Raw genomic sequence first — 11,124 nt, 5'->3', positions numbered from 1 at the left:
CAACAATTCTTCTTTGCCTATCGGATGATTGTCGATCATGAAAGTGTATTTATCGATGATGTCATCGAAAGGATACTGAAAATTAACCGTATTGTTCTTCTGTTCCCGACCCAATAAATAATCCACCGAGACATCAAAAAAATCGGCAATTTTAATTAAATGACTATTGCTTGGCTCTTTTTTATTTAATTCGTAACTCCAGATAATGCTTTTTGCAACATCCAGATTTTCAGCTAACTGTTCAGAGGTGATACATTTTTTCGTTCTTAATTCTTTTAGTGTGTTTCCCATTTTAAACAATAAGTTCATTCCCTTTTCATGTAAAATATTTGAATTATATTTAAAAAAATACAATAGTTAGAATATTATAACATTTAAGAGTCGGAATGTATTGCTAAAAGATTTAAATTCTTTTTCAAAAAGAATAAATGAATTGAAAGAAAATCATTATTAATATTGCTAAGCAAGGGAATTTTAGATAATCTAAGTTAGAATATTCAAATATTATAGCAGCAAAATAATTAGAAGGATCGGTGAATAAATGGAGATTATCACGAAAGATTTACTTATCAATTTTCTATTCATTCTTCTTCCATTATTATTACTGCAAATGTTTTATTTGTTAAAGTTCGTTTATCGAATTGAAAAAATGAAAGAAAATCTCTTTACGGTTCTCTCCCTGTTCTCCATTTTTCTTTGCATGTTATTTCCTTTTCCGGTAGGGGATGGGCTTATCTGGGATTTGAGGAGAATACCATTCGTTATAGGTGTTTTATATGGCGGACCGAAAAATGGGTTCTTATTGCTCATATTCGTGATTGTAGCGCGTTATTTTATGTTGGGAGTAAATGATGGGTTTTATATAACCATTATTACGTTCACCCTTTTGGCGGTTACCGTCAGTTTTGTCTCCCGCTATTATCTGAAAATGACGCTGGAGCAAAAGGTATTGACGAGCAGTTCATTAGTATTATTGTCGACGATCATCACATTTATTGTGGTATCCCTATTTTTCAATGTAATCGTGAGTGTGAATATGTGGCTTCAGTTTTTTTTCATCACTTTTTTAGGAACAGTGATTGTCACTCTACTAATTGAAGTAATCCGAATAAACTCGGATCTGTTGGAAAAGCTCATGAAAGCAGAGAAATTGGAGGTAGTCAGCCATCTTGCAGCGAGCATTTCCCATGAAGTGAGAAACCCGCTGACAACTTGCAAAGGATTTTTGCAATTATCCTATGATGAAGAACGATCGCCAGAAATCAAACAATACCTCGGTACTGCTTTACAGGAACTCGATCGAGCATCGGATATTATTAATGATTACTTGACTTTTGCGAAACCTGTTCCAGATAAGGTAGAAAAAGTCTTCGTAAATGAAGCGGTTCAAAATGTCTTGAACATTCTTACACCTTTGGCAAATATGCAGGATGTCCAAGTTTTTTACCACCCAGATCAAAGTGGGCATGCCAATATTTCAGGTGATCGAAAAAAACTGGAACAATCCTTGATTAATATTGTGAAAAATGGAATTGAATCCATGCAGAAAGGCGGGAAATTGGAAATTTATACAGTTGCAGAATATCCTAAAGTCCGCATCGCGATAAGTGATGAAGGAAAAGGCATGACTCAACAGCAAATCAATCGTCTTGGCGAACCTTATTTCACGATGAAAGACAACGGTACAGGACTAGGAATGATGGTATCGTTCAGTCTGATTAAAGGAATGGGTGGGGAAATTCATGTGGAGAGTGAACTCGGCAATTTCACAATATTTACGATTGAATTCCCAATGGTGACGTAGAGAAACAGTAACATATGGAAAGAGTGGTAGCTGGGGAATTAAAGATCCAGTCATCACATTTATACTTAGGTGTGTGCACATGACAGTTTGTCTGATACTCAATTATTTGAATGATGAGCAGTCCCAACATCATGCAATGTTGATGAATAGAAAAATCCTTATAAAACAAATACGTGAATAAAGAATCAAATATAGTTAAGGTGGCTGGAAATTTATTTTCAGCCATCTTTTTGTGTCTAATTGATAACTTTATCAAATATTCCCAATGTGATTTCCTTGAAATTGTAAAATAATGCTAACTAATCAATATATCGTGTGTTATTATGATGGGTATAATTTACAAATTTTCGAAGGTGTTTAATGAGGAAGGGGAAAGCTTTATGATGAAGATTTTTGGGTGGGTGATTGCCGTCTTAGTATTTATTGGGGTTGGTTTATATTCAACAACCGTATTTGCCTATCACTCTTCGAAAGAGTTGTTTAACTTTCCTGTACCTAAACATGCCGAACTAATTGAAGAAAATACAAATTGTAAGACGTACGAGTGGTCTCATGCATCTGAAGAGGATGGAATACCGGTAGCATATGAACTTGTGTTAAAAGTAAATGGGTGGGAAAAAGGAGAAAGCGAAGGCTCCTCGGTTTATTACATAAAAGGCAATCATCAAATTGATGTGATTTCTAACACGGATTTATTAACACTCCGGAAGATAAAATAATTAACGACAAAATTTCACTAAAGAAAACAGGGTGATTTCAGTTGAAGAATAGCTCGTCTATTGTAAAAGGTTACAAAGAAATGAACATCCCCTATACTTTGCTGAGCAATCAAAATCACTCAAAGAATTTAGTCGTTTTTCTACCTGGAACTGGATATACCGTACAAAGTCCGCTTTTTCACTATGTCAAAGATTTATTCAGTCAGAGGGACTTTGATGTGTTGCAGATTAATTACCAGTATAAAGATAAAGCTTATACTGAATTCACCAAGGAAGAAATAATCGAAGCGATAAAATTCGATGTAAACACAGTTATTGATGAGGTTCTAAAGAACGCTTCTTACGAAAACTCATTCATAATGGGTAAGTCATTGGGGACAATTGCTATGAATTCTGTCTTAAATAGGATGGAGTTCATGGAGGCCAAAGCTATTTGGTTAACACCGTTAATCCAACTAGGTGAGGTTTTTTCTGCAATGGCTGCAAGCAATCATAAAGGGTTGTGTTTCATTGGGGATAGAGATGAGTGTTACATAAATGAACGATACGATGTATTGAAAAACAATCCGAATATCGTTTCTCGTCTGATTCCTAATGTCAATCATAGTCTAGAATACGATAATTATTCGGTAGAATCTATTGATGTGATGAAGAGCGTTGTTGTTGATATTCAAAATTTTGTTCAGCAAAACGTGTAATAGATGCATAGGTCCAGCAAATTTTTACTTCTTTGTACGAGCGGGACGTCCTTCCCTTTTTGGATGCAAGGGCTCTTTCAATGAGTAAGAAATTTTATTAATGAACAGTAAGCGAGGTCAAATGTCTTCCGTATTTGATTTTCGAAGGTTTTGCATTCGTTGGTGTAACAGACCGTCTGACTGTTTGTTTTCTCCTGTAATAAACTCGGTCATATAATGCGATAAATATTTTCCGTAATTGTTCTCGGTATTCAATATTAATTCATCTACATAATATGCTCCTTTAGGTATTTGATCCAAGAGCAACACGCTTAGGGAGGCATAGACTCCACAGGCTACTTGGAAATAAGTTGCATTTGTTTTGTACTTAGAAAAGATGGCTTCATTGTTTAATACATTATACATGTACCGTTCTTTGTCCGGATAAACAAGCAACACACCTACTAAATCTTCGCCAGTTAATGCTGCGTCTCGAGGGTCGAGAACCTTCATCTCATAATTCCACAATTTATCCACGTCTTCTATATTTTCACGAATCAAGTTCGTGGTATGGTCATTTACCTTGTACAAGAATCCAAATTCCATATCATATAGCTTACCAAGTGAACAAACTWCTTCATGTGGCATTAAACAGCCCCAAAATCGTTTCTTTCCCAACGTTACCTTGAATTCAAGATCATAGACTTTCTCATATAAGAAGAGGGGGTTATGGTGCTTAAAGAACATGGGATGGCTAAGAATAGCCTCGTCGAGGAAACATTCGGGTGACCATGTGGTGTAAATCACATTCTTTTTGGCTAGTTTAGGATTTTTATAAAACGAGTTGTCATGCTCTACGATGTAACAGCCGATTGGCTGATTTTCTGATGAATCTTTCTTTAGAAGTTCCAGAGCCATCCACTGAACGACACCTGGATTCATACCAGAACTAATAATAGCTGTGTGGTTCAGGAGTTTATTTTTATGTTTTTCCAAATGCCTAAATCGTTCAATCAAGCCAAACCCTTCAAATAATTCTTCGTTCTCATCTATCATGGTATTCTCCAATGCGGTATTCACATAGCTTACACCGAGCTGATCACAACAGTGCAACATATCAACTGTATCCGCCCAAGAAAGGTCAATGACAACAGATGTCTGGGTGTTTCTTAAATGAGCCATAAATTGCTCGGTGTCTCTCAAATTGAATTCATGATATACAAATTTATCCTGTAAGTGTGGATAAGAGAGAGCAAAGTGAGATGCTTCTTTCTGTTCATGATCAATTAAATGAATACAGCAATTATTCACTACTCCATTTAATGGATCCTGCTTATCCTGCACGGAGTTGTCTAGAATTGATAGTATCCCGTTCGCTACACCGCCTGCACTGCCCAATATCGTTATTACGTGTTTAGTGTTATTCATATCAAAGCCTCTTTTAGTTTTTATACATAATCTATGTGATAGAAAATAATAGGTTTAGGTGTATGGTGCATGTCATCTAAGTATTGTTGTTAGTTGGATTCACAATAAAGAATAGATTCGCTTTAGCGATTATTCCCACGGTTTTTTATAAAAAGAAACATCTACAAACTATTGAAGCAAGGGATTTGTTTCACTTTAAAACCACTGTGAAATCAGTAAGCGTCAAAGCGTCAAATTGTAAATGAATAAAATTAAATAACTAATAAAAAAGGATGAAAAGGACTGCACGAAAGTATTTGTTATGTAATAGAATAATAAAAATCAACTGTACTATAACAACGGGAGGCGGATATGTGATTGAGCGTAACCGTTTAAAAATTGCGAATGAATTTTATCGGTTTGTTGAGGAGGAAGCATTGCCAGGGAGTGAAGTTTCAAGCGACAGGTTTTGGGAAGGATTCAGCCAGCTTATCCATAACATGGCTCCAAAAAATCGGGTACTGTTGACTGTTCGAGAACAGTTGCAGGCAAAAATTAATGATTGGCACACCAAACACAATTGGTTTGAGAATCGGGAGCAATATGAAGCTTTATTAAAAGAGATAGGTTATTTGGAACCAAGGGGAGAGCCTTTTCAGATTACAACAACTCAAGTTGATGACGAGATTGCAAAGCTTGCGGGACCTCAGCTTGTCGTACCGGTCAATAATGCCCGGTATGCAATAAATGCGGCCAATGCGAGGTGGGGAAGTCTTTATGATGTGCTATACGGATCGGATGTCATCGATGAACAAAATGGTGCACAACGAGGGACTACGTATAATCCGCTACGCGGACAACATGTAGTTTTGTATGCCCGTAAGTTTTTGGACCAAATTATACCGCTTGAAAAAGGATCTCACACGCAATCGACTGGATATCGCATCGAAAAGAATCAACTGATCGTTGATTTGGGAAGCGAATATTCAGCTTTGCAGGAGCCATCCAAATTTATTGGATTCACGGGAGATAAAGCGTTGCCGTCATCCATTTTCCTGCGAAACAATGGACTCCATTTGGAAATTCAAATCGATCGGCAGCATCCAATCGGTAAGGCTGACCCTGCAGGAGTAAAGGATTTATTCACCGAATCGGCTTTATCGACCATTATGGATTTTGAAGATTCGGTGGCGGCAGTTGATGCAGAAGACAAAGTGCTCGTGTATCGAAACTGGCTTGGTCTCATGAAAGGAACTTTGAAGGCGACTTTCAAAAAGGGGCAACGAGAAGTAGTAAGGGAGTTGAACGCCGACCGCTCATACCTGACGCCAACTGGAGAAGAACGAATGTTACGCGGTCGTTCCCTAATAATTGTACGAAATGTTGGTCACTTAATGAATTCCAATATAGTACTTGATGAACGAAATCAGGAAGTGCCGGAAGGAATCATCGATACGGTGATATCCAGTTTACTTGCAAAACATGATCTTTTGAAAACAGCAAGTTTCCGTAATTCCGATCAAGGTTCAGTTTATATCGTTAAGCCGAAAATGCACGGCTCGGCTGAAGTTTCCTTTGCAAATGAACTGTTTAATAAGGTGGAAGATTTGCTGGGAATGGAACGCTATACGTTAAAGATAGGCGTGATGGATGAAGAGCGAAGAACTTCTCTTAATCTTGAAAATTGTATACGTGAAGTAAAAGACCGGATTGTCTTTATTAATACAGGCTTTTTGGACCGAACGGGTGATGAAATCCATACATCGATGCTCGCAGGTCCCGTCATTCGAAAAAATGACATGAAATATTCATCATGGCTACAGTCATATGAGAAATCCAATGTTGATAATGGGTTGGTTTGTGGTTTTCCGGGACGCGCTCAAATAGGGAAAGGCATGTGGGCGATGCCTGATCGTATGAAGGAAATGATGGAGCTGAAACTCGGTCATTTGGAAGCGGGAGGAAATACGGCCTGGGTACCTTCTCCGACAGCCGCAACTTTGCATGCACTACATTACCACCAAGTCTGTGTGACGAAGGTTCAAGATAGGCTGAAACATGAGATTCAAGACAGAACGACCGATATTTTAACCCTTCCTTTAGCTAAGGAAGAATGGTCATCACATACAATTCAACAAGAACTGGATAACAATGCACAAGGACTGCTTGGCTATGTGGTGCGTTGGGTGGAGCAGGGAGTGGGCTGTTCGAAAGTGCCTGACATTCATAACGTAGGATTGATGGAAGACCGTGCAACATTGCGCATATCAAGTCAGCATTTGGCAAATTGGCTACAACACGGAATTTGTACAAAAGAGCAAGTTTTGGAGACTTTAAAGCGAATGGCCAAAATAGTAGATGAGCAAAACGGGGAGGACCCGATGTATCATCCAATGTCTGCTGATTTTGATGGATCTATTGCTTTTCAAGCAGCTTGTGAACTTATTTTTGATGGGAAAGACCAGCCGAGTGGCTATACGGAGCCGATATTGCATCGCAGAAGACTGCAATATAAAGCGCAAAATTCTAGTGAAAATAGCTAACTTTTGAGTAAAGAAAAATAAAAAGGAGGAAACCCCATGTTTGAAAATCAACCGGATATCAATACAAACGAGATTACACCAACTGTTATGTATCAATCCAAAATGGATAGAAAACCATTGAATATTTGCCTCGCTTGCGGCCAGGAATTTGATAGTTTCAAAGAATCGATTCAATGTTGCGCAGATTTGGACTGATTTTTCCAGTCAACTGTTTTAAAACCATTTGATAATAAAATGAATGAAAGAGGAGATTGTGACATGATAAACCGGAAACAACAAGCTGACCAATTAAAGGGAAGTTGGAGTTCCAGCCGCTGGCAAGGAGTGGAACGACCATATAGCGCGGAAGATGTCGTAAAGTTAAGAGGGTCCATCGTCATTGAACAGACACTTGCAACTTTAGGTGCTAAGCGTCTCTGGGAGCTTGTCAATACGGAGGACTACGTCAATGCACTAGGCGCGCTGACTGGAAACCAGGCGATGCAGCAGGTGAAGGCGGGGTTGAAGGCAATCTACTTAAGTGGTTGGCAAGTGGCTGCAGATGCCAATCTCTCTGGACACATGTATCCTGATCAAAGTTTATATCCGAGCAACAGCGTACCTCATGTAGTGAAAAGAATTAATCAGGCGTTACAACGTGCTGATCAAATTCAGCAAGCAGAAGGAAAGGGCGATACATATTGGTACGCCCCCATTGTAGCGGATATGGAAGCGGGTTTTGGCGGAACACTGAATGTATTTGAGTTGACCAAATCAATGATCGAAGCTGGGGCTGGCGGTGTGCATTTGGAAGACCAATTATCCTCAGAAAAGAAATGTGGTCACTTGGGTGGGAAAGTATTACTTCCGACACAAACAGCCGTCCGCAATCTCATTGCTGCCCGTTTGGCTGCTGACGTGATGGGTGTTCCAACGGTTATCATTGCGCGGACGGATGCGAATGCGGCCAATTTGATTACGAGTGATGTGGATCCATATGATTATCCTTTCATTACGGGTGAGCGGACGCCGGAAGGTTTTTACCATACAAAAGATGGAATTGACCAGGCAATCGCCAGGGGACTTGCGTATGCTCCATATGCCGACTTAATCTGGTGTGAAACGTCCGAGCCGAACTTGGGTGAAGCAAGGGAATTTGCAGAAGCAATTCACGATAAATTTCCCGGGAAACTTCTGGCATACAACTGCTCGCCATCGTTTAACTGGAAAAAGAAATTGGATGAAGAAACGATTGCCAACTTCCAGCAAGAGCTAGGTAAGATGGGGTACAAATTTCAATTCGTTACACTTGCTGGATTCCATGTTCTGAATTACGGGATGTTTGAGCTAGCAAAAGGGTACAAGGAGCGGGGAATGGCTGCTTATTCTGAGTTGCAGGAAGCTGAGTTTGCGGCTGAAGAAAGTGGTTACACGGCTACCCGTCACCAACGCGAGGTGGGAACAGGTTACTTTGATGAGGTATCGCTTGTTATTTCAGGAGGCACATCGTCGACGACTGCGTTAACCGGTTCTACTGAAGCAGAGCAGTTCCAACAAGATTAATAATATATCAAGAAAAAAACCAGTAGAGCATATGCCTACTGGTTTTACATGCATTTTTAGATTTTGACCATTCAGTTTAGATTTTCAACCAGTYGGAGCGGGTTATTGTCCATTCAGTCTTATTTTTTGACCACTCAACCGACGTTATTGTCCAGTCACAAGTAATTTCCGACCATTCAGCGTTTTACCCATTACCATTAATTATAAGATCTTATCCAAAAATTCTTTTGCTCTCGCCGTTTGTGGCTGAGTAAAAAATTCAGCTGGTTTGCCTTCTTCTAGTAAAACACCATGATCAAGGAACAGAATGCGGTCAGCAACTTCGCGGGCAAAGCCCATTTCATGTGTGACCACGACCATCGTCATCCCAGACTTGGCAAGATCTTTCATGACATCCAATACTTCTTTCACCATTTCTGGATCAAGAGCTGATGTAGGTTCATCGAATAACATGAGCTCAGGTTCCATGGCAAGCGCACGGGCGATAGCGACACGTTGTTTCTGACCCCCTGAAAGACTGCCTGGATAAGCCTTTTCTTTCTCGGATAAGCCTACTTTTTTCAACAGTTGTCGTGCCTTTACCTCAGCATCTGGCTTTTTAACGCCTTTAGCTTTCATGGGTGCATACGTTAAATTCTCAAGAACGGTAAGGTGAGGAAACAAGTGAAAGTGTTGAAAAACCATTCCAATTTGTTGTCTCAACTTATGAATAGGCGTTTTTGAATCGGTTAGGTCTTGGTTTTCAATCAGTATCTTGCCTGACGTTGGTGTTTCCAACATATTCATGCAACGTAGAAACGTTGATTTTCCAGAGCCTGAAGGTCCGATAATGGAAACAACTTCTCCTTTGGCAATCTCAGTGGAAATATCATGCAGTACTTCGTTGTTGCCGAATTTTTTAGATAGTTTCTCAATTTTGATCACTGACCTTCAACCTCCTTTCAATCATTCGACCGATTGTCGATAGACCAACGACCATGATCCAATAGATAAAGCCGACGAACAGCAGCGGTTCGAAATTACGGTAAATATCCGCRCCAACTACTTGTGCACGACGCATTAAATCCAATACGGAAATCGTTGAAACAAGCGCGGACTCTTTCGTCAGAGTGATGACTTCATTCATGAGTGCCGGTAGAATGTTTTTCATTGCTTGCGGTAAAATAATGTCTTTCATCATTTGTCTGTATGGAACACCCAATGCCATAGCGGCTTCTGTCTGTCCTCGATCCACTGCCTGAATACCGGCACGGATGATTTCAGAAATGTAGGCAGCAGAATTCAATCCAAAAGCCAAAACGGCTGATAAAAATGGAGAGATATCATAGCCTGTCAGTTGAGGAACGGCAAAATAAAATGTCATCAACTGTAGAATTAGTGGCGTTCCTCTGAAAATCGAAGTATACGCACGAGCAAACCAATTTAATGGCTTAATGTGACTAATCTTGAACAATGCCAATATCGTTCCGAGGATAAATCCAACGATTAATGCGACGATGACAAATTTTAACGTTACCCAAATTCCTTCTAACATAAAAGGAATATAAGGCGTGATTTGCGTAAAGTCCAAATTCATGCCTTACACCTCATTTCTAGATTTCTCTTTTTGTTTGATTCAGTAAGTCTTTATTGACTTTTTATTCTTCAGACAACCACTTGTCTTTTAATTCCTGTAGTTTTCCGTTTTCTTCCGCTTCTTTTAGAACCGCATTCACTTTTTCAGTCAGTTCGCTTCCTTTAGGGAAAGCCACTGCCATTCCTGGAGAGCTTGACGTAGTGTCTTCAAAACCAGCCAGATTCTGTTCAKCAATAAATCCTTCAGCGACCGCTTTATCCACGTAAGCAACATCAATTCGGTTTGACAACAATTCCTGAATTAATATGTTAGCATTATCGACCGCTTTGATTTCAAAGTCGACTGTATCTTTTTTGATTTTGTTAGCGCCATCTTCTTGGATAGTACCAAGTTGGACACCAAGTTTCTTGCCTTCCAAATCTTCAATTGTTTTAATATCTGAATCCTTTAATGTAATGAACATTTCGCCAGATTCGTTATATTCAGTAGAAAAATCAACATTTTTTTTACGGGCCTCAGTTGCAGACATACCGGATAGTACCATATCGATTCGATCGCTTTGCAAAGCGCCAATTAAACCATCAAACTTCATGTCATTAATTTTAAGCTCATAACCTAGTTCGTCTGCAATGTAGTTGGCCAAATCAATATCAAATCCTTCGAATTCACCCGTAGTATTTCGTGATTCAAAAGGAGGGAAGTCGGCAGATGTAGCCATTTCCAATACTTTTTTATCACCAGAACCTGCCGTATCATTTCCTGTTTCATTCGAAGCGGTGTCTCCACACGCGCTCATAAGCATTGCTCCAAGTGTAAGTGTTCCAATTAAACTCCATTTTTTCATCATGTATAATCA

The 11,124-nt window shown here is 39.3% G+C and carries 11 protein-coding genes; 6 read left to right on the top strand and 5 right to left on the bottom strand.

Annotated features, from left to right (window positions below; all coding sequences use genetic code 11):
- Positions 1–291: helix-turn-helix domain-containing protein (locus AC1DSB_RS07300; RefSeq protein WP_477586270.1), on the bottom strand; the 291-nt coding region annotated here is incomplete at its 3' end.
- Between the two features lie 250 nt (positions 292–541).
- Between AC1DSB_RS07300 and AC1DSB_RS07295 the strand changes: the two genes are divergently transcribed.
- The 3 genes from AC1DSB_RS07295 (at position 542) to AC1DSB_RS07285 (ending at position 3,221) form a co-directional block, all read left to right on the top strand.
- Positions 542–1,804: an ATP-binding protein gene (locus tag AC1DSB_RS07295; RefSeq protein WP_477531086.1), complete on the top strand. Its 1,263-nt coding sequence runs from the start codon at positions 542–544 to the stop codon at positions 1,802–1,804.
- A gap of 380 nt (positions 1,805–2,184) precedes the next feature.
- A complete protein-coding gene (locus tag AC1DSB_RS07290) occupies positions 2,185–2,523 on the top strand; it encodes a hypothetical protein (RefSeq protein WP_477531087.1) in 339 nt (112 codons plus the stop codon).
- 41 nt (positions 2,524–2,564) lie between these two features.
- The gene (locus AC1DSB_RS07285; protein ID WP_477531088.1) at positions 2,565–3,221 is read left to right on the top strand and encodes an alpha/beta family hydrolase; all 657 of its coding nucleotides are present in this window, start codon (positions 2,565–2,567) and stop codon (positions 3,219–3,221) included.
- A 117-nt stretch (positions 3,222–3,338) separates the two neighbouring features.
- Here AC1DSB_RS07285 and AC1DSB_RS07280 read toward each other — a convergent pair whose 3' ends face one another.
- Positions 3,339–4,628 carry an S-adenosylmethionine decarboxylase related protein gene (locus AC1DSB_RS07280; protein WP_477586268.1) on the bottom strand — a complete coding sequence of 430 codons (1,290 nt, stop codon included), beginning with the start codon at positions 4,626–4,628 and terminating at the stop codon, positions 3,339–3,341.
- 353 nt (positions 4,629–4,981) lie between these two features.
- On the opposite strand from AC1DSB_RS07280, the gene AC1DSB_RS07275 reads away from it, so the two are divergent.
- The 3 genes from AC1DSB_RS07275 (at position 4,982) to aceA (ending at position 8,692) form a co-directional block, all read left to right on the top strand.
- Positions 4,982–7,150 (top strand): malate synthase G, encoded by a 2,169-nt coding sequence (locus AC1DSB_RS07275; protein WP_477531090.1) that lies wholly within the window; start codon positions 4,982–4,984, stop codon positions 7,148–7,150.
- Between the two features lie 36 nt (positions 7,151–7,186).
- Positions 7,187–7,345, top strand: coding sequence for a hypothetical protein (locus tag AC1DSB_RS07270; protein ID WP_016428588.1), 159 nt, complete (start codon positions 7,187–7,189; stop codon positions 7,343–7,345).
- 63 nt (positions 7,346–7,408) lie between these two features.
- Positions 7,409–8,692 carry an isocitrate lyase gene (gene aceA / locus AC1DSB_RS07265; protein ID WP_477531091.1) on the top strand — a complete coding sequence of 428 codons (1,284 nt, stop codon included), beginning with the start codon at positions 7,409–7,411 and terminating at the stop codon, positions 8,690–8,692.
- 201 nt (positions 8,693–8,893) lie between these two features.
- Here aceA and AC1DSB_RS07260 read toward each other — a convergent pair whose 3' ends face one another.
- The 3 genes from AC1DSB_RS07260 to AC1DSB_RS07250 all read right to left on the bottom strand — a co-directional run bounded on the left by AC1DSB_RS07260 (position 8,894) and on the right by AC1DSB_RS07250 (position 11,115).
- Positions 8,894–9,616: an amino acid ABC transporter ATP-binding protein gene (locus AC1DSB_RS07260; protein ID WP_477531092.1), complete on the bottom strand. Its 723-nt coding sequence runs from the start codon at positions 9,614–9,616 to the stop codon at positions 8,894–8,896.
- Entirely contained in the window at positions 9,603–10,268 is a 666-nt protein-coding gene (locus AC1DSB_RS07255; protein WP_477531093.1) for an amino acid ABC transporter permease, read from the bottom strand. Before AC1DSB_RS07255 ends, AC1DSB_RS07260 begins: the two co-directional genes overlap by 14 nt.
- Positions 10,269–10,329: 61 nt before the next feature.
- Positions 10,330–11,115 carry a transporter substrate-binding domain-containing protein gene (locus tag AC1DSB_RS07250; RefSeq protein WP_477586265.1) on the bottom strand — a complete coding sequence of 262 codons (786 nt, stop codon included), beginning with the start codon at positions 11,113–11,115 and terminating at the stop codon, positions 10,330–10,332.
- Positions 11,116–11,124 lie beyond the last annotated feature (9 nt).

The organism is Paenisporosarcina sp. P4_E4_2 (genome assembly GCF_056401595.1).
Note: the sequence above shows the minus strand (reverse complement) of the source record. Positions and strands in the feature narration are given on the sequence as shown.

Coding starts and splice junctions, on each gene's coding strand:
- AC1DSB_RS07295 (WP_477531086.1), top strand. CDS start 542: ATGGAGATTATCACGAAAGATTTACTTATCAATTTTCTATTCATTCTT.
- AC1DSB_RS07290 (WP_477531087.1), top strand. CDS start 2,185: ATGATGAAGATTTTTGGGTGGGTGATTGCCGTCTTAGTATTTATTGGG.
- AC1DSB_RS07270 (WP_016428588.1), top strand. CDS start 7,187: ATGTTTGAAAATCAACCGGATATCAATACAAACGAGATTACACCAACT.
- aceA (WP_477531091.1), top strand. CDS start 7,409: ATGATAAACCGGAAACAACAAGCTGACCAATTAAAGGGAAGTTGGAGT.